The sequence below is a fragment of the Amycolatopsis sp. NPDC006125 genome, assembly GCF_040614195.1.
GTDB lineage: Bacteria > Actinomycetota > Actinomycetes > Mycobacteriales > Pseudonocardiaceae > Amycolatopsis_E > Amycolatopsis_E tucumanensis.
Genome location: NZ_JBEXTZ010000037.1, coordinates 41,346 through 59,678 on the forward strand (window position 1 = coordinate 41,346; position 18,333 = coordinate 59,678).

Consider the following 18,333-nt stretch of genomic DNA (forward strand, 5'->3'; position numbering starts at 1 on the left):
AATGGCGATCATGGGCGACACTCTCCCGGGCCGGTCGGCTGCCGGCGGCCAGCACCGGCAGCCGATCATCGCCGCGGCGATCGAGCTGACCGCCCGGGAGGGCTGGTCGGCGGTCACCATGGCCCGGCTGGCCGAGGCCACCGGGGTCAGCCGCCAGACCGTCTACAACGAGGTCGGCTCGAAGACCGCGCTGGCCGAAGCCATGGTCGTCCACGAGCTCGACCGGTTCCTCGCCGTGGTCCGCGACGCGTTCGACCGTCATCCCGGCGACCTCGTGGAGGCGATCTACGACGCGGTGCGCAACGTCCTCGAACTCGCCAGTGACAACGTCCTGCTGCGCGCCGTCGCGACGGCCACGCACGGCGCGGACACCGAACTGCTGCCGCTGTTGACCACCCGGGCGGACACCCTGATCACCGAGGCGAAGGTGATCCTCCTCCGGCGCGTGGAGTCCTACCGGCCCGGGCTGACCGCCGACCAGATCGGCGTGGTGGTCGATGCGCTCGTCCGCGCCGTCCTCAGCCACGTCATGCAGCCCTCGGACACCCCGGCCCGCACGGCCGACGGACTGGCCTGGCTGGCGGCCCGCGTGCTCGACGACCGCGCGCGGACGCCCCTGCGCTACAGCGGGCGCTGACCCGGGGGTCAGACCCGGCTGGGCGCCACCGATCCCGCGCCCACCTCCACCACCGGCAGCCCGGGGAACTCCGCGGGCCGGTGGGTGACGATCACCGCCGGACGGGACGCCACCAGTGCCCGCAGGTCGGCGGCGAGCCCGGCGGCCGTCGCGCCGTCCAGGTGGGCCGTCGGCTCGTCGAGGAGCACCACGGGCCGGTCGGCCAGCAGGGCGCGGGCCACGCCGATCCGCTGCCGTTCCCCGCCGGAGAGCGTGGTGCCGTGCGCGCCGAGCGGTGTGTCCAGGCCTTCCGGCAGCGCCGCGAGCACGGCGCCGAGCCGGGCCCGCCGCAGGCACTCCCGCAGTTCGTCGTCGGAGGCGCCTGGCCTGGCCAGCAGCAGGTTCTCCCGCAGCGTGCTGTCGAACAGGTGCGTGTCCGGTCCGCACCACGCGAACCCGGCGCGGACGTCGTCGGAGGTGTTCGTCCGCGTGTCGGTGCCGGCGATCCGGACGGCGCCGCCGGATGGGTCCAGGTTGCGCATCACCGCGGCCAGCGCGGTGCTCTTGCCCGACCCGGACGGTCCGGTGAGGACGACCGGGCCGTAGCCGGTGCTCAGGTCGAGGCCGCGCACCGCGTCCACCGCGGCGCCCGGCCAGCGCACCGACAACCCGTCCAGCTCCAGCGGCCCGCGTCCGGCGGCCACCGGCGCGGCCGGTTCCGCGACCGGCGAGGGCAGGGTGTCGAGCTCGGCCAGCCGCCGGGCGCCCAGGCGCGCCGCCAGCAGCCGCTGCGCGGCTTCCGGCAACGCGGCCACCAGTTCGGTCACGGCCAGCGGCGTCAGCGCGAGAACCGCGAGCGCCGGGCCGTCCAGCCGTCCGGCGCGCAGCGCGGCGACGCCGGCCACCAGGCAGCCGATCATGGTCATCCCGATGGACAACGTGCTCAACCCCGCGCCGAGCCCGCGCGCGGCGGCGGAGCGGCGCAGTGCCGCGGTGAGCTGGGAAGCCCTGTGCCGCAGCGCGTCCTGACGGCGAGGCGCGGCGCCGAACGCGATCAGGTCGGGCGCGGCCTGCAGCAGTTCGACCGTCCCGGCGGTCACCGCCGCGCGCGTCGTGCTCGTGTCGCGTTCGGACTTCGCCGAGGCCAGCGCCGACAGCGCGGGCGCGGCCACTCCGGCGCACAGCAGCCCGGCGGCCATGATCACGCCCGCCTCCGGCAGCAGCAGGCCGAACCCGGCCGCCGCGCCGAGACCGACCACGGCGGCCGACACCCCGGGCACGACCACGCGCACCAGCAGGTCCTGCTGGCTGTCCACATCGGACATCAGCCGGTTCAGCAGGTCGCCGCGGCGCCGGCGGGCGGTCACCGCGGGGCCGAGCCGGACCAGGGTGGTCCACACCCGCACCCGCAGGTCGGCCACCGCCCGCAACGCCACGTCGTGCGACAGCAGCCGCTCGGCGTACCGCAGGACGCCCTTGGCGAGGCCGAACGCGCGCACCGCGACGATCGCCACCATCAGGGACAGCACCGGCGGGCGCAGCGCGGCGCTGGAGATCAGCCACCCCGACGCCGCGGTCAGCGCCACGCCGCTGCCGAGCGCGGCCGCGCCGGCGGCGCAGGCCAGCGCCAGCCGCCACCGGTAGGGCCGGATCGCGGTCCGGAGCCACTGCCAGGTGCCCGCGCCGGTCGCCGGCTCCTCCCCGGTCGCGGTGGTGACCGGGGCGGGCGCGGACGCGGGACGCGCGGCGGGGCGGCTGGGCGCGGCCGGAGCGGCGGTAGCCGCGGGCGACCGCAGCTCGATCACCCGGTCACACGCGCGCAGCACGGCTTCGCGGTGGCTGACGATCACGGCCGTGCGCCCGGCCAGCATCGCGGGCAGCCTGTCCAGGATGGCGTTCTCGGTGTCCGCGTCGACGCCCTCGGTGGGTTCGTCGAGCAGCAGCAGCGGACGGCCGGTCAGCAGGGCGCGGGCCAGCGCGACACGGCGCTGCTGCCCGGTGGACAGGCCCGATCCGAGCTCGCCGACCGGGGTGTCCGGCGGCAGGTCGAGCCCAGCCGCCTCCGCGGCGCGGGCCACCTCGTCGTCGCCGGCGTCCGGCCGTCCGAGCCGGATGTTGCCCGCCACGGTCCCGGCCAGCAGGCACGGCTTCTGCGGCACCCACGCCACGCGTTCCTGCCAGGCGGCGCGGTCGACCTCGGCGAGGTCGACGCCGTCGGCGAACACGCGCCCGGCGTCCGGGGTGAACCAGCCGAGCAGCAGGTCGAGCAGGGTGCTCTTGCCCGCGCCGCTCGGCCCGCTGATGCCGACGATTTCGCCCGGCTCGACGCGCAGGCTCAGCTCGTCGAGCACCGGGCCGGAGCGCCCGTTGACGCGCACCCGCTCCAGCCGCAGCGGCACCCGTGCCGGGTTGGGCGCGGGACGGCGGCCACCGGTCGTGTCCGGTTCGTCTTCGAGCACCGCGAACAGGTCCTCGGCGGCCGCGATGCCCTCGGTGCTGTCGTGGAACCGGGCCCCGACCGCGCGCAGCGGCAGGTACACCTCGGGCGCCAGGATCAGCACGACCAGGGCAGTGTGCAGGTCGAGTTCACCGGCGAGCAGCCGCAGCCCGATCGACACCGCGATCAGCGCGACCGACAGCGTGGCCAGCAGCTCCAGCGCCAGCGCGGACAGGAACGCCACGCGCAGCGTCCGCATGGTCTCCAGCCGGTGCCGCCGGGTGATCTCACGCAGCCCTCGCCGCTGGGCCTTGGCGCGGCCGAACGCGGTCAGCACCGCCAGGCCCGCGACCAGGTCGAGGAAGTGGTTGCCCAGCACGGCGAGCGTGCGCCACTGGCGGTTCACCGCGCGCTGGGTGTAGAGCCCGATGAGGATCATGAAGACCGGGATCAGCGGCACCGTCACGCCGAGGATCACCGCGGCGACCCAGTCGGACAGCAGGATCCGCAGCCCGACGACGGCGGGCACGACCGCGGCGAGCAGCAGTTGCGGCAGGTACCGCGCGAAGTAGCCGTCCAGCCGGTCCACGCCGCGGGTCGCGAGGGTCGCCAGGTCGGCGGGGGACCGGCCGCCGAAGCGTCGCGGCCCGGCGCGCAGCACGTGCGTGACGAGGGCGGCGCGCAGCTGGTCGAGCACCGCGGCGGATGCCCGGTGCGCCAGCGTTTCGGACAGCCAGGCGATGCCGGAGCGGCCCAGCACCACCACGACGAGCAGGAGCACCGGCACGGTCAGCGCGGCCAGTGTGGTCCCGTCGAGGAAGGCGCCGGTGATCGCCGTGGCGAGCAGGTCCGCCTGGACCAGGACGAGCAGCGCGGTCGCCACCCCCAGCGCCGCGCACCCGAGGACGAACGGGCGCGCGGCGCGGGCGTGCCGCAGCAGGCGCGGGTCGAGCGGCCTCATACCGGCAGGCCCTGCGAGTCCGGAATGGACGCGCGGGTGACGCGCTTGCGGAACACCCAGTAGGTCCAGCCCTGGTAGAGCAGGACGATCGGGGTGAACACCACGGCGACCCACGTCATGATCTTGAGCGTGTACGGCGTGGACGCGGCGTTGGTGGTGGTCAGGCTGTTCGCGGCATCCGTGGTGGACGGCAGCACGTCCGGGTAGAGCGAGCCGAACAGCGTGGCCGTCGTCGCCACGATCGCCAGCGCCGTCAGGGTGAACGCCCAGCCGTCGCGTCGCAGGTCGGTCATCGCGATCGCGCCCGCCAGGCCGAGCGCGGCCACCGCGGTGCTGGCCCAGGTCCAGCCGTGGCCGTGCGCCAGCTGCGTCCACAGCAGGAACGCCCCGGCCGGCACGATCGCGACGACGCCGAGGCCGCGGACGAGGCGGCGGGCCCGCTCGGCGACGTCCCCGTCGGTCTTGAGGGCGAGGAACACCGCGCCGTGCAGCGCGAACACCGACAGCGTGGTGACGCCGCCGAGCAGCGCGTAGGGGTTGAGCAGGTCGAAGAACGAGCCGGTGAAGTGGTGCTCGGCGTCGAGCGGGACGCCGCGGACGATGTTGCCGAACGCCACGCCCCACAGCAGCGCGGGCACCGCCGATCCGGCGAAGATCGCGACGTCCCAGCCGCGCCGCCATCCCGTGCTGTCCAGTTTGCCGCGGAACTCGAACGCGACGCCGCGCACGATCAGCGCCACCAGGATGATCAGCAGTGGCAGGTAGAACCCGGAGAACAGGTTGGCGTACCAGAGCGGGAAGGCGGCGAAGGTGGCGCCGCCCGCGACCAGCAGCCACACCTCGTTGCCGTCCCACACCGGGCCGATCGAGTTGATCATGACCCGGCGGTCGGTGTTGTCCCGGCCGAGGAAGGGCAGCAGGATCCCGACGCCGAAGTCGAAGCCCTCCAGGACGAAGTAGCCGGTCCACAGGACGGCGATGAGCAGGAACCAGATGTCGGTGAGCGGCATGGGATTCTCCTAGTAGGTGAACACCGGCGGACGGGCCTCGGTGTCCTCATCGGACTTCCCGGCGTCCTGCTCGGGCTCCGGATCGGGAACGTGCTGGGCGTAGCGGTACATCAGCGTGCCGTCGATCGCGGCGAGCGCGCCGTAGAGGATCGTGAAGACGATCATCGAGGTGAGCACGCTCCCGGCAGCCACCGTGGGGGAGACGCCGTCGGCGGTCTTGAGCACCCCGAACACCACCCACGGCTGGCGGCCCATCTCGGTGAAGATCCAGCCCAGCGCGCTGGCCGCGAACGGCAGGGCCAGGCAGGCGATGGCCGACCGGTAGAACCACGGCGAGCGCGGGGTCCGGCCCCGGCGGAACACCCACAGCCCGATCAGCGACAGCAGTCCCATGAGGAACCCGAACCCGATCATCAGCCGGAACGTCCAGTAGGTGACCGGCACGTTGGGCGTGTAGTCGCCGGCGCCGTAGGTCTGCTCGGCCTGCGCCTGCAGGTCGTTGATGCCCTCGACCTCGCCGTCGAAGGACCCGGTCGCCATGAACGACAGCACCCGCGGCACCCGGATGCTGAACACCTCCTCCGATCCGTCCAGCGAGCCGATCGTGAACAGCGAGAACGACGCCGGCGCGACGGTGTCGTAGAGCGCTTCGGCGGCGGCCATCTTCATCGGCTGCTGCTCGGTCATGATGCGGGCCTGGATGTCGCCGGTGACGACGACGCCGGCGCTGGCGATGAGCACCGTCACCAGCGCGGCGCGCATCGACGGGCGGAACACCTCGGGGGCGCGCTTCTTCTTCAGCTGCCACGCGCTGATCGCCACCACGAACACGCCGCCGGTGACGAAGCACGCCGTGATGGTGTGGGCGAAGGCGCCCATCGCGGTGGAGTTGGTGAGCACGGCGGCGAAGTCGTTGAGCTCGGCGCGGCCGGTCTGCGGGTTCACGCGGTAGCCGACCGGGTGCTGCATCCAGGAGTTCGCCGCCAGGATGAAGTAGGAGGACAGCAGCGTCCCGGTCGCGGCGAGCCAGATCGTGGCCAGGTGCAGCCGCTTGGGCAGCCGGTTCCAGCCGAAGATCCACAGCCCGAGGAACGTCGACTCCAGGAAGAACGCGAGCAGGCCCTCGATGGCCAGCGGCGCGCCGAAGATGTCGCCGACGAAGGCGCTGTAGTCGCTCCAGTTCATGCCGAACTGGAACTCCTGCACGATGCCGGTCACCACGCCCATGGCGAAGTTGATGAGGAAGAGCTTCCCCCAGAACTTCGTCATGCGGAGGTAGTGCTCCTTGCCCGTGCGGACCCACGCGGTCTGCATCCCGGCGACCAGGAACGACAGCCCGATCGTCAGGGGCACGAAGATGAAGTGGTACACGGTGGTGATCCCGAACTGCCACCGCGCCAGGTCCAGCGCGTTCATCGCCTCTCCCATCACCAGCTCCCGGGCGGAGCAAGATCGGGTCCAGCGTCGTCGGCGCGGAGCGCGCGCGGGCAGGGCCGTTGGTCATCTTCGCCGGGGACCGCGGTCCCATCCGGACTCGTGCGCCGCCGCCGGGCCGGCGCGGGGAGCGCCGAAGGTCCCTGGGCGCGGTGCCGTTAGGCCCTGCTTTTCCGGCCCGCCCGGGACGAGCCTGACGGCAACAGGTCAAGCGACGAACGAGGAGCACGTCATGCACGCGTGGGAGATCATGAGCAAGCCGGTGGTCCGGGTGCTGCCCTCGGCCACCGTCCGGGAGGCGGCCGCGTCGCTGGTGGAGCACGGGTTCGCCGGGATGCCGGTGGTCGACGACGGTGAGCGGGTGATCGGCATGTTCACCGAGGCCGACGCGCTGCGCGCGACGATGGCCGGCGCGAACGGGCGCGCCACGGTGGCGGAGTACATGACCACGCCGGTGGAGGTCGCGACCATGGCGACCGAGATCGAGGGCATCGCCCGTCGGATGCTGGCCGACCGGCTCCGGTGCGTGCCCATCACCGAGGAGGGCGTCCTCGTCGGCGTCGTGAGCCGTCGCGACCTGCTCCGCCCGCTGGTGTCCTCGGACGACACCGTCGCCACCGTCCTGCGCGCGGTGCTGACCGACTACTCCGGGCACCGCGGCGAATGGCGGGTGGAGATCAGCGACGGCGAGGCCGTCATCAGCGGCGAGTTCGCCGACGAGGCGGAGCGGCGCGTGGTCGGCGCGCTGGCGCGGTCGGTGCGCGGCGTGACCGGGGTGACGCTGAAGTCGGTCCCGCGAACCTGACCGAACCCTTTGACGGCGACCACCGTGCCGGGATCTCCGCTCCCGGTGCGGTGGTCGCGCCGCGTCCGGCGCTTCACCCGGCGATCGCCGCGCGGCGCAGTGCGGCGCCGGCGAGGAGGCGTTCCCGCGCGGCGATCGCCGGTTCGCGAGACTCCAGCGCGAGGTGCTGGTGCAGCAGCGCCTTGTCCCGGTACCACGCGGCGACCTCGTCCGGGGGCGCGGTGGCCGATGGCCGGTGCGCAGCCAGGTGCTGCAGCTCGATCAGGGTGTTCATCGTCGTCACCGCCCTTGCCCTCAGGTGTGTTCAGCCTGTCCGGACCGCCTCGCGGGGACGAGAGCCCCGGGGCCCCGGATCACGGGACCTGGGGCCCCTGGCCACGAGGCCCTTCGGCAGGGGCGCGCACGACGAAAAAGACGACCGCCCCGGCCGGAACCGGGGCGGTCGTCGCGGAACGCCGGCTCAGGCCATCCGGTCCATTTCCCGCCGGATGCGCCGCTCGCTGGGCGAGTTCGGCGAGAACGTGTCCCAGGTGTGCATGATCAGCCCGACGCCCCAGGCGCCGAGCGGGAAGACCGGCCAGAAGAAGTCCGCGCCCGTCAGCGCCCACACCCCGATCAGGAAACCGTTGATGAGGACGAAGACGGCCACGTGCTGGTAGTAGTCGCGTTTCTGCTTGAGCCGTGCCACGGCGTGCTCGCGCCGGTCGGCTTCCGTGTCGGTCACGGTGACCACCTCCTTGTTCCCATCAGCGTCAGCCCTTCCGGGAGCCCGCACTACGGGCCCTGGTCACCTGGCGGCGGGGACCTTCGCCCTCTGCCGTGCGTCGGGCTGACTTCACGATGGGTGACGGGAGGCTGCCCGGTGGGGCACGATGGTCGGCATGGCGGGCGAGGACCAGCGTGACCTGGCGGGACAGGAACGGCCGTTGCGCGAAACGTTGTCGCAGCTGCGGCTGCGGGAACTGCTGCGCGAGGTGCAGGACCGCATCGAGGAGCTGGTGCAGTCGCGCGACCAGATGGACGGGCTGCTGGAGGCGATGCTCGCCGTCGCGAGCGGGCTCGAACTGGACGCCACCCTGCGGCGCATCGTGCACTCGGCGATCGACCTCGTTGACTGCCGCTACGGCGCGCTGGGGGTGCTGACCCAGGACCGCGAGTCGCTGGCGGAGTTCGTCTACGAGGGCATCGACGAGGCGACCCGCCGGGAGATCGGGGACCTGCCGACCGGGCACGGCCTGCTGGGCCTGCTGATCGAGCAGCCGAAGCCGATCCGGCTGGACGACCTGTCCCAGCACGTCGCCTCGTCCGGGTTCCCGGCGCACCACCCGCCGATGAAGACCTTCCTCGGCGTGCCCGTGCGGGTGCGGGACGAGGTGTTCGGCAACCTCTACCTCACCGAGAAGAACAACGGCCAGCCCTTCACCGAGGACGACGAGGTGGTCGTGCAGGCGCTCGCCGCGGCCGCGGGCATCGCGGTGGAGAACGCGCGCCTGTTCGAGCAGGCCCGGCTGCGGCAGCAGTGGCAGGAGGCCACCAGCGAGGTCCGCGCCGAACTGCTTGCCGCCGCAGATCCGGCCGACGTTCTCACGCTCATCGCGACCCGCGCGCTGACGCTGGCGCGTGCGGACTACGCGCTGATCGCGCAACCCGAGGATCCGGACATGCCCCTGGAGGACGTCACGGAGCTGGTCGTCACCGTGCACGCCGGCCTGGATCCCGGCCGGCTGACCGAGCGGAAGATCCCGGTCGAGGGGTCCACCTGCGGGGCGGCGTTCCGGGACGCGCAGCCGCGGCGGGTGGACAGCCTGGAGTTCGAGGTGTCCGCGGAGTTCGGTCCCGCGCTGGTGCTGCCGCTGCGAGCGTCTCGCACCTCGGTCTCCGGCGTGCTGGTGGTGGCCCGGCGCACGGGCGACGCGGCCTTCGACAGCGCGCACCTGCCGTTGGCGGCGGCCTTCGCCGACCAGGCCGCGCTGGCGCTGCAGCTGGCGGAGGACCAGCGTTCGATCAGCGAACTCAAGGTGGTCTCCGACCGCGACCGGATCGCTCGTGACCTGCACGACCACGTGATCCAGCGGCTGTTCGCCCACGGGCTGGCGTTGCAGAGCACGCACATGCGTTCCCGCAACCCGGAGATCCAGCGGCGGCTGGCCGACATGATCGACGACGTGCAGAGCATCGTTGCGGAAATCCGCACGGCGATCTTCGATCTGCACGGCGGCCTGCACGGCACCGGGCAGCTGCGCAAGCGGCTCGACGACGTCATCGCGGAGATCACCGGCGACACCGGGCTGCGCACCACCGTGCGCATGTCCGGTCCGGTCGGCGTGGCCGGTCCGGAGCTGGCCGAGCACGCTGAGGCGGTGCTGCGCGAGGCGCTGTCCAACGCCGTGCGCCACGCCAAGGCCACGTCGCTGATGGTCACCGTCTCCGCCAGTGACGAGCTGGTCATCGAGGTGGCCGACGACGGGATCGGCATCCCGGACACCGTGGCCCGCAGCGGCCTGCACAACCTGCGCGAACGTGCTGACCAGGCGGGCGGCAGCCTCTCCGTCACGGCGGCCGAGGACGGCGGCACGCGGTTGACCTGGGCGGCGCCCGTCTCCTAACCGCGCCTGGCCGGCGCGACCGGCGAGACCGTTGTGCCGGCGCGCCCGGCCAGGACCGCTGCCGCTTCTTCGAGGCGGCCGATCGCCGCCAGCGCGCCGCCTGACTCCACGAACCGGCAGGCGGCGTCCACCTTGGGCCCCATCGACCCGGCCGGGAAGGTGCGGGCCCGCAGGCCGGCCGGATGGGCGTGGCGGATGGGGCGTGCGGCGGCGGTGCCGTGGCCGTCCTCGACCGCGGCGACGTCGGTGAGCAGCAGCAGGGCGTCCGCCTGCAGCGCGCTGGCCAGCAGCGCCGCGGTGAGGTCCTTGTCGACCACCGCTTCCACGCCGTGCAGCTGCCCGTCTTCGTCGGCCACAACCGGCACCCCGCCGCCTCCGCCACAGACGACGGTCGTGCCGCTGTCCGCGATGAGCCGGATCAGGGGCAGTTCGACCACGTCGGCGGGCTCGGGGGACGGCACGACCCGCCGCCACGCGGAGCCGTCCCGGCGCACCTGCCAGCCGTTGCGGCCGGCGAGCCGCCGCGCGGTCTCCTCGTCGTAGACCGGTCCGATGAACTTGGCAGGCTGCCGCAGCGCCGGGTCGTCCGCCCGCACCAGGGTCCGGGTGAGCACCGCGGCGGCGGGCAGGCCGGCGCGGTTGTGCAGCGCTTGCGCCAGCCAGTAGCCGATCATGCCCTGGGTCTGCGCGCCGAGCACGTCGAACGGGTAGGGCGCGGTGAGCGCCGGGTCGCCGGCGGTCTCCAGGGCGAGCAGGCCGACCTGGGGGCCGTTGCCATGGGTGACGATCAGCCGGTGCCGCCGGGCCAGCGGCGCCAGCGCGTCGGCGGCCGCCTGGACGTGCTTCTCCTGGATGCCGGCGTCCGGGGTCTCGCCCCGGCGCAGCAGGGCGTTCCCGCCGAGGGCGACGACGATCCTCATCGCCGCACCGTCGCGACCATCAGCGCCTTGATGGTGTGCATCCGGTTCTCGGCCTGGTCGTAGACGACCGAGGCGGGGGAGCGGAACACCTCGTCGGTCACCTCGAGCGCGGCGACCCCGTGCGCGGCGGCCAGCCGGCGGCCGAGGCCGGTGTCGCGGCTGTGCAGGGACGGCAGGCAGTGCAGGAACTTCACCCGCGGGTTCCCGGTCGCACCGAGCAGCTTGGCGTCCACCTGGTAGGGCAGCAGCTGCTGGATCCGGTCGTCCCAGGTCTCCTCCGGCTCGCCCATGGACAGCCAGACGTCGGTGTAGACGAAGTCCGCGCCCCGCACCCCGGCGCGGGGGTCGTCGGTGACGGCGAGGTCCGCGCCCGACCCAGCCGCCAGCCCGGTGGCCAGCTCGCGGACCGCGGGGGACGGCCACAGCTCGCGCGGCGCGCAGATGCGGACCGACATGCCCAGCAGGGCTCCGGTGACCAGCAGCGAGTTCGCCGTGTTGTTGCGGCCATCACCCACATAGGCGAGCGTCAGGCGCTCCAGCGGCCCGGCGACGTGGTCCCGCATGGTGAGCACGTCGGCGAGCATCTGCGTGGGGTGCCAGAGGTCGGTGAGCCCGTTCCAGACGGGCACGCCGGCGTGAGCAGCCAGGACGTCGACGGTTTCCTGTGCCGACCCGCGGTACTCGATGCCGTCGTACATCCGGCCGAGCACGTGCGCGGTGTCCTCGACCGACTCCTTGTGGCCGAGGTGGGTCTCGCCGGGGCCGAGGTAGGTGACGGCGGCGCCTTCGTCGTGGGCGGCGACCTCGAAGGCGCACCGGGTTCGGGTGGAGCTCTTCTCGAAGATCAGCGCGATGTTGCGGCCGGCGAGCCGCTGTTCCCGCACGCCCGCGCGCTTCTCGTGCCGCAGCCGGGCGGCGAGGTCAACGAGGTGCGTGAACTCCTCGCGGGTCAGGTCGGTGGCCGTGAGCAGGTTGCGCCCCTGCAGGTCCATGGTGGTCTCCTCGGGTCAGGCGGGATCGCGTTCGAGGGGGCAGGTCATGCAGCGCGGGCCGCCGCGGCCGCGGCCGAGCTCGCCGCCCGGCACGGTGACGACCTCGATGCCGTGCTTGCGCAGCATGGTGTTGGTGGCGATGTTGCGGTCGTAGCCGACCACCACGCCCGGGGCGACGGCGAGGTAGTTGTTCCCGTCGTCCCACTGCTCCCGCTCGGCGGCGCGCACGTCCTCGTCGGTGCGGAGCACGGTGATCTCGGGGACGCCGAGCACACCCGCGAGCGTGGTCCACAGGCTGTCGTTGCCCCGGACGTCGAGCTCGCCCGGCCGGCCGCCGGGCCGCACGGTCCACGACCGCAGGTGCGGGTCGAAGTAGGGGTAGAGCACGAAGGTGGACTCGTCGACCATCGTCATCAGCGTGTCCAGGTGCATCATGGCGTGCGACCGGGGCAGCTCGACGGCGACCACGGTGTGCGCCTGGCCGCTGTCGAACAGGGCGCGGGCCAGCGCCTCGACACCCGTGGCCGAGGTGCGCTCGCCCATGCCGACGAGCACCGCGCCGTTGCCGACGACGTGCACGTCACCACCCTCCACCGTGGCCGGGAAGTGCGCGACGTCGTCCTGGCCGGAGTAGACCGGGAAACCGGCCTCGGCGAACAGCGGGTGGTAGCGGTAGATCGCCTGCGCGTGCAGCGTTTCCCGCCGCCGGGCCGGTTTCGCCATCGAGTTGACGGACACTCCACCGTAGATCCAGCACGAGTTGTCCCGGGGGAACAGGTGGTTGGGCAGCGGGCGGAGCACGAAGTCGTCGGGCTGCAGCGTGTTCCAGTGCAGGCTGCCCGAGCGGACGTGCGGCAGGTCGGCCTTGAGCACCCCGCCGATGAGCAGGGCCGCCAGCTCGCCGCCGCTCATGCCCTCGAAGAGCCCGCGCAGCTCCTCCACCAGTGCGGCGCCGAGCATGTCCGGCGTGCACACCCGGTCCAGCACGAACGCGCGCCCGCCGGGCAGGTCGAGGGACTCGGCGAGCAGGCGCTCGAAGTAGTGGACCTGGACCCCCTTCTCGCGCAGGGCCTCGGCGAACACGTCGTGCTCCTCCTTGGCCTTCTTCGCCCACATCACGTCGTCGAACAGCAGCTCGCCGATGTTGCGCGGGGTGAGCCGGGCCAGCTCGCCGCCGGGGCGGTGCACGACCACTTGGCGCAGCTTGCCCACTTCGGAGGCGACTCCGAACGTCATCTCGTCGTCCTTTCCGGGTCAGGCCGCGTCGTGCCGGATCGACGGGGTGGTCTCGGCGCGGCGGACCGCCTGGCGCTGCCGCCGCCCGGCGAGGACCGCGTAGCCGACGACGCCGATGAGCACCATCGCGAGGGCCTGGTAGACCGCGGCGTAGCCGGCGGCGAAGGTCACCCACAGCGAAAACAGGACGGCGACACCGGCGATGAGCAGGTCACGGGCCAGCAGCAGCGGCCGGACGCGGCGCCGTCCCACGAGGTGGGCCAGCTGGGCGCAGGCCGAGAAGAAGTACGGGATCGCGACCGTGACCACCGAGAGGTTGACCAGGAACGTGAACACCGTCAGGCCGGAACCGGCGGTGTAGCGCCACAGCATCAGCAGCGAGGGCAGCAGCGCGGCGACGACGATGCCGAACCACGCGGTGTCCTTGCGGTCGGTCCACGCGAACGCCCGGGGGAACAGCCCGTCGGTCGCGGCCGCGCGCGACACCTCCGTGGTGACCAGGGTCCACCCGTTGAGCGCGCCGATGCCGGACACGACGGCGAGCGCGGCGATGAGCTTGCCCGCCCAGCCCATCCCGGGGAAGATCGTTTCCACGGCCGGGACGAACGGGGTGCCGGTGGCCACGAGCGCGTCGTGCGGGACCAGGCCCATGACGGCGGCCGACACCACGATGTAGAGCAGCGCGCTGGCGGCCGTGCCCAGCACCGACGCCCGGCCCACGTTGCGGCCCGGTTCCCGCACCCGCTTCGCCGTCACGGCCGCGACCTCGACACCGATGAACGCGAACAACGCGACACCCGCGGCCAGTCCGATCGCGCTGTAGAGGCTGCCGCCGGAGGCGTTGAACGGGCCGAAGTTGGCCTTCGACACGAAGAACCAGCCGGCCACGGCGACGAACAGCAGCGGCACGAACTTCAGCACCACCGTGAGGTTTTCGAACCAGGCCATCTGCCGGACGCCGGCCAGGTTGACCGCGGCCGGGATCCACAGACCCAGCATCGCGATGCCCCAGCTGACCCACCACGAGGGATCGGTGATGCCGAACAGGGACTCCACGTACAGGACCCAGGACGACACGATCGCGGCGTTGCCGGCCCAGGCCGAGATCCAGTAGCACCAGCCGGTGAGGTAGCCGGCGAAGTCGCCGAACTCGTGGCGGGCATAGGCGTACAACCCGCCGTCGGCGTTGGGCACCCGCCGCGTCAGCTGTCCGAAGAGGACCGCGAGCACGGTGGCGCCCGCCGCGACCACGGCGAGCACGAGCAGGGAGCTGGTCCCGGCGCCGGCGAGCACCGCGGGCATGGTGAACACGCCGGTGCCGATGATGCTGCCGACGACGAGTCCGGTCGCCGACGTCAGCCCCAGCGAGCGGGCTTTCAGCTCGAGCCGCGCCGGACGCGCGGGTTGTGACGTGCTCGGTGGTCTGGACATGGCGGCCCTTCCGTCGGGGGTTCCGGTCGCCGTCGAGTTCAGCGGAAGTTGATCGCGTTCGGCGAGGGACCAATGGGCACCGGCCGGGGACCAAGGTCACCGGTGCCGTCCGCCGGTCGACGGGAACCGGTGGGCGAGAGCACTAGGTCCCGCCGCGCGGTGACCACGGTCGGGACGGTCGGCCCTTCGATCACCGCCGCGGCCGGGCCACCCTCGCCGGTACTGGAGGACTTGCCGACGAAGGAGCCCCGATGAGTTTCGCGACGAAGGCGCGGTGGATCGTCCGCCCCGGCCGCAATCCGCTGGCCCGCGCAACGGACCGGACCGAACGCCGCCTGCTGCTGGTGCTGCTCGGTGTCGTGCTGCTGGCCGCGCTGCCGGTGGGCCTGCTGGGCGCGCGGACCTACACCCAGGAACGCGAGCAGATGCGGATCGAGCAGGCCACGCGCCACCCGGCTACCGCGACGCTGCTGGCGGACGCCCCGCCGCGGACCGCAGGCCCGAACGGCTCGGCCGGCCGGCCGGCGCGGGTCGAGGCGACCTGGCAGGGAGCCGACGGCCGGGCCGTCACCGGTCAGGTCACGGCCGCCCGGGGCGCGCAGGGGGGCGACGCGGTGACCGTGTGGCTCGACCGCGACGGCGCAGTCGTCACCGAGCCGATCACCCCGAGCGTGGTGATCACGAACGCGATCACCGTCGGTTTCGCGAGCTGGTCCGGCGTGATCCTGTTGTGCGGCGCCGGTTTCTGGCTCGTGCGGATCCGGCTGGACCGGCGCCGCGCGGCGGACTGGGACGAGGACTGGCGCCGCTTCGACACGCGGAGCACCCGGTCGTGAACCAGGCCCGGGGCGAGCGGTGGCCGCTCGCCCCGGGCCCGTCGTGCGGCCGGGAACCGATGTCCCGTCACGGCAACAGGACGGCGGCTCCGGTGACCCGGTCGGCGGCGAGGTCGTTCAGCGCCCGCTCGGCGTCGCCGAGTGGGTAGGCGCTCGTCGTGACCCGCAGGTGGTGGTCGGCGGCGAAGGCGAGGAAGTCGTGCGCGTCCTGGCGCGTGTTCGCGGTGACACTGCACAGCTGACGTTCCTGGAACAGGTGCGCCTGATAGTGCAGCGGGGGGATGTCGGTCAGGTGGATCCCGGCCAGCGCGAGGGTGCCGCCACGGTCCAACGCCGTGAGCGCGGGCGGCACGAGTTCCCCGGCCGGGGCGAACAGGATCGCGGCGTCGAGGGGTTCGGGCGGGGCGTCCGCGGCGCCGGTGGCCGACGCCGCGCCGAGTTCCAGCGCGAGCTGCCGGGCCCGGGCGCTGCGGGTCATGACGTGCACTGTGGCTCCCTGCGCGAGCGCGACCTGGGCGGCCAGGTGCGCGCTGGCGCCGAAGCCGTAGATGCCGAGGCGGCCGCCGGCGGGCAGGTTCGCGCGGCGCAGCGCCCGGAACCCGATGATCCCCGCGCACAGCAAAGGGGCGAGCTCCTGGTCGGAGTAGCCCGCGGGCAGCCGGTGCGCGTAGGCAGCCGGGACCGTCGTGTATCCGGCGTAACGCCGTCGGCGTCCCAGCCCGTGTAGGTCGAGCGGGGACACAGGTTCTCGTCGCCGCGCAGGCAGTACCGGCACGCACCGCACGTGCCCCGGAGCCACGCGACGCCCACCCGGTCCCCGGGTGCGAATCCGCGCACGTCCGGACCGAGCGCCGCGACCTCGCCGACGACCTCGTGCCCGGGCACGACCCCGGGCCGGTGCACTGGCAGGTCGCCTTCGAGCACGTGTAAGTCGGTGCGGCAGACCCCGCACGCTCGCACCCGCACGAGTAGTTCGCCGGTGCCGGCGGTGGGCGCCGGTTCCTCGCGTGCTTCGAACTTCCGCGACCCGGGCGGACCGGGCTCGATCACTCGCCACGTCAGCATGGGGCCGGCTTTCCCAGGCGCGCGCGCGCGGGCGGGAAAGAGCCGAAGTGCCCCGTGGCCGGGGCCCGTCTGCCCTGCCCGCCGCGGCACCGGCCGGTGAGGATCGAAGCATGGTCGAATCGATCGAACCCGCGGTTCTCGCCGCCGTGGACGGCTCACCGGCGGCGCTCAACGCCGTGCGATGGGCAGCGCGCGAGGCGTCACTGCGGCATCTGCCGCTCCGGCTCGTGCACGTGTGCACCCTGCCTCCGGCGCCCTCGACGGCGCCCGGGGGCGGCGGGCTGGTGGAGTCCCGGCTCGAACAGGGGCACCGCTGGCTCGGCGAGGCCCACGGCCAGGCGCGGGCGGCCGAACCCGGCATCGAGATCCACACGCGGCTGCGCACCGGCGCGGCCGCGGCCGCCCTGATCGAGGAGGCGGCGACCGCCCGCCTCGCGGTGCTGGGTTCCCGCGGTCTCGGTGGCTTCCCCGGGTTGCTGCTCGGTTCGGTCTCGTCCGCGCTCGCCGCCCACGGGCCCTGTCCCGTCGTCGTGGTGCGGGACGCGCTGCCGCCGGAGCGCGGCCCGATTGTGGTGGGCGTGGACGCCTCCACGTGGAGCGACGCGGCGATCGCCTTCGCCTTCGACACCGCGGGCAGGCGGCAAGCGCCGCTGGTCGCCCTGCACACCTGGACCGACATGAGCCTCGGCGAAACCTGGTCGGTGCTGCCGATCGACGTGGAGTACGACGAGGTCGCCGAGGACGAGCGCCGCCTGCTGGCCGAGCGGCTCGCCGGGTGGCGGGAGAAGTACCCGGACGTGCCGCTGGCGCTGCGCACCGTGCGGGACCGCCCGGTGCGGGGACTGCTCGCCGCGGCCCGGGGTGCCCAACTGGTCGTGGTCGGCTCGCGCGGGCGGCACGCCTTCGACGGCATGGGGCTCGGCTCCACCAGCCAGGCCCTGCTCCACCACTGCCCGTGCCCGGTCGCCGTGGTCCGCTGAGAACTTCCGGAGGAATGACAATGCACTGGTCCCAGGTCGAGGTCGGGGCGCTCGCGCGAGCCGCGAGCTGCGCCCCCTCGGTCCACAACTCGCAGCCGTGGGTGTTGGAGGTCCCGAACGGGGTGTTGCGGCTGTACGAACGGTTCGACGTGTCGTTGCCGCGGCACGACCCCACCGGCCGCGACCGGGTGCTCTCCTGCGGCGCGGCGCTGGCCAACCTGGATCTCGCGGTGCGGGTCCTTGGCTGGCGCCCGGAGGTGGAGCTGCTGCCGTCGCCGGTGCGGCCGGACCTGGTCGCCGAGATCCGCGCCGCCGAGCGCGGGGAGGCCAAGCCCGACGAGCTGAACCGCTATTCGGCGATCTTCCAGCGCAGCAGTTACCGCTCGCCGTTCGCGCTGCACCACGTCCCGCCGCGGGTCCTGCGGCTGCTCGGCGACACGGCGGCGGGGCCAGGCACCGAGGCGCGTCTCGTCCAGTCCCGGACCGAGGCGGCGCCGCTGGCCGAGCTGCTGGCCCACGCCGGGCAGCTGCTCCGCGCCGACCGGGCCTACCAGCGGGAACTGACCGCCTGGACCGCCCAGCTGCGGGAACCGCCGTCGCCGGAGACCACGCTGCCCTGGTCGGGTCTGGTGCGCGCCGACACGCACCTACCCGACACGGTGACGCTGACCGAGCGGGTCGCGGCGGAGTCTCTGCTGATCGTGCTCACCGCGGACGACACGCGGCGCGACCAGTTGCACGCGGGCGCCGCGCTGGAGCGGGCCTGGCTCGCCGCCATCACCGAGGGGCTGGTGGGCTCCGTCCTGACCCAGCCGCTGCACCTGCCCGAGGTGCGCGCCGGGCTCATCGAGAAGCTCGACCTCCCCGGGTACCCGCAGGCGATCCTCCGGGTCGGCTACCCGGTCACGGCCACCCCGGGCCGGGTGCTGGCGCCGACCGGGGTGGGGACACGGGGATGAGCACCGCCGCGCCCGGGCGGCGCCGGAGCGCGGCTCGCCGCGGGT

Annotated in this window: 15 protein-coding genes and 1 pseudogene; 6 read left to right on the forward strand and 10 right to left on the reverse strand. The window is 73.5% G+C overall.

Translation table 11 applies throughout. From position 1 onward, the window contains the following. Position 1 precedes the first annotated feature (1 nt). On the forward strand, positions 2 to 637 hold the full coding sequence (locus tag ABZ193_RS20200; RefSeq protein WP_354710980.1) for a TetR family transcriptional regulator: 636 nt from the start codon (positions 2 to 4) through the stop codon (positions 635 to 637). An 8-nt stretch (positions 638 to 645) separates the two neighbouring features. On the opposite strand, the gene cydD is transcribed toward ABZ193_RS20200, so the two are convergent. From cydD to ABZ193_RS20215, 3 genes are read right to left on the reverse strand one after another with little or no spacing between them, the layout of a single operon-like run. After that, positions 646 to 4,014, reverse strand: coding sequence for a thiol reductant ABC exporter subunit CydD (gene cydD, locus ABZ193_RS20205; RefSeq protein ID WP_354710981.1), 3,369 nt, complete (start codon positions 4,012 to 4,014; stop codon positions 646 to 648). Next, positions 4,011 to 5,024, reverse strand: a complete 1,014-nt coding sequence (gene cydB / locus ABZ193_RS20210; protein ID WP_020421661.1) for a cytochrome d ubiquinol oxidase subunit II — start codon at positions 5,022 to 5,024, stop codon at positions 4,011 to 4,013. The genes cydD and cydB overlap by 4 nt, the downstream gene beginning before the upstream one ends. A 9-nt stretch (positions 5,025 to 5,033) precedes the next feature. Continuing rightward, positions 5,034 to 6,452, reverse strand: a complete 1,419-nt coding sequence (locus tag ABZ193_RS20215) for a cytochrome ubiquinol oxidase subunit I (RefSeq protein ID WP_354710982.1) — start codon at positions 6,450 to 6,452, stop codon at positions 5,034 to 5,036. 238 nt (positions 6,453 to 6,690) lie between these two features. Between ABZ193_RS20215 and ABZ193_RS20220 the strand changes: the two genes are divergently transcribed. Next, positions 6,691 to 7,263, forward strand: coding sequence for a CBS domain-containing protein (locus tag ABZ193_RS20220; RefSeq protein ID WP_020421659.1), 573 nt, complete (start codon positions 6,691 to 6,693; stop codon positions 7,261 to 7,263). Positions 7,264 to 7,336: 73 nt separating this feature from the next. Here the strand turns inward: ABZ193_RS20220 and ABZ193_RS20225 are convergent, their stop codons facing one another. Next, entirely contained in the window at positions 7,337 to 7,537 is a 201-nt protein-coding gene (locus tag ABZ193_RS20225; RefSeq protein ID WP_027936394.1) for a hypothetical protein, read from the reverse strand. A 186-nt stretch (positions 7,538 to 7,723) separates the two neighbouring features. Then, positions 7,724 to 7,987, reverse strand: a complete 264-nt coding sequence (locus ABZ193_RS20230; RefSeq protein WP_235716258.1) for a 2TM domain-containing protein — start codon at positions 7,985 to 7,987, stop codon at positions 7,724 to 7,726. A 157-nt stretch (positions 7,988 to 8,144) separates the two neighbouring features. Here ABZ193_RS20230 and ABZ193_RS20235 point away from each other — a divergent pair, with 157 nt between their 5' ends. After that, entirely contained in the window at positions 8,145 to 9,869 is a 1,725-nt protein-coding gene (locus ABZ193_RS20235) for a GAF domain-containing sensor histidine kinase (protein ID WP_354710983.1), read from the forward strand. Here ABZ193_RS20235 and ABZ193_RS20240 read toward each other — a convergent pair. From ABZ193_RS20240 to ABZ193_RS20255, 4 genes are read right to left on the reverse strand one after another with little or no spacing between them, the layout of a single operon-like run. Beyond that, complete coding sequence (locus ABZ193_RS20240) at positions 9,866 to 10,789, reverse strand: carbamate kinase (protein ID WP_237336524.1); 924 nt, start codon at positions 10,787 to 10,789, stop codon at positions 9,866 to 9,868. The genes ABZ193_RS20235 and ABZ193_RS20240 overlap by 4 nt on opposite strands. Beyond that, positions 10,786 to 11,781, reverse strand: coding sequence for an ornithine carbamoyltransferase (argF, locus tag ABZ193_RS20245; RefSeq protein WP_354710984.1), 996 nt, complete (start codon positions 11,779 to 11,781; stop codon positions 10,786 to 10,788). The genes ABZ193_RS20240 and argF overlap by 4 nt, the downstream gene beginning before the upstream one ends. Before the next feature lie 15 nt (positions 11,782 to 11,796). Then, positions 11,797 to 13,017: an arginine deiminase gene (locus ABZ193_RS20250; protein WP_237336522.1), complete on the reverse strand. Its 1,221-nt coding sequence runs from the start codon at positions 13,015 to 13,017 to the stop codon at positions 11,797 to 11,799. An 18-nt stretch (positions 13,018 to 13,035) separates the two neighbouring features. Continuing rightward, complete coding sequence (locus tag ABZ193_RS20255; RefSeq protein ID WP_237336521.1) at positions 13,036 to 14,448, reverse strand: amino acid permease; 1,413 nt, start codon at positions 14,446 to 14,448, stop codon at positions 13,036 to 13,038. A gap of 251 nt (positions 14,449 to 14,699) precedes the next feature. Between ABZ193_RS20255 and ABZ193_RS20260 the strand changes: the two genes are divergently transcribed. Continuing rightward, positions 14,700 to 15,284, forward strand: a complete 585-nt coding sequence (locus ABZ193_RS20260) for a hypothetical protein (protein ID WP_237336520.1) — start codon at positions 14,700 to 14,702, stop codon at positions 15,282 to 15,284. Between the two features lie 67 nt (positions 15,285 to 15,351). On the opposite strand, the pseudogene ABZ193_RS20265 reads toward ABZ193_RS20260, so the two are convergent. Further along, positions 15,352 to 16,349, reverse strand: a pseudogene (locus tag ABZ193_RS20265) (zinc-binding alcohol dehydrogenase family protein). A 110-nt stretch (positions 16,350 to 16,459) separates the two neighbouring features. On the opposite strand from ABZ193_RS20265, the gene ABZ193_RS20270 reads away from it, so the two are divergent. Both ABZ193_RS20270 and ABZ193_RS20275 read left to right on the forward strand, forming a co-directional pair. Further along, positions 16,460 to 17,329 carry a universal stress protein gene (locus ABZ193_RS20270; protein ID WP_354710985.1) on the forward strand — a complete coding sequence of 290 codons (870 nt, stop codon included), beginning with the start codon at positions 16,460 to 16,462 and terminating at the stop codon, positions 17,327 to 17,329. A gap of 20 nt (positions 17,330 to 17,349) precedes the next feature. Next, positions 17,350 to 18,288, forward strand: coding sequence for a hypothetical protein (locus ABZ193_RS20275; protein ID WP_354710986.1), 939 nt, complete (start codon positions 17,350 to 17,352; stop codon positions 18,286 to 18,288). The last annotated feature ends 45 nt before the right edge of the window (positions 18,289 to 18,333 follow it).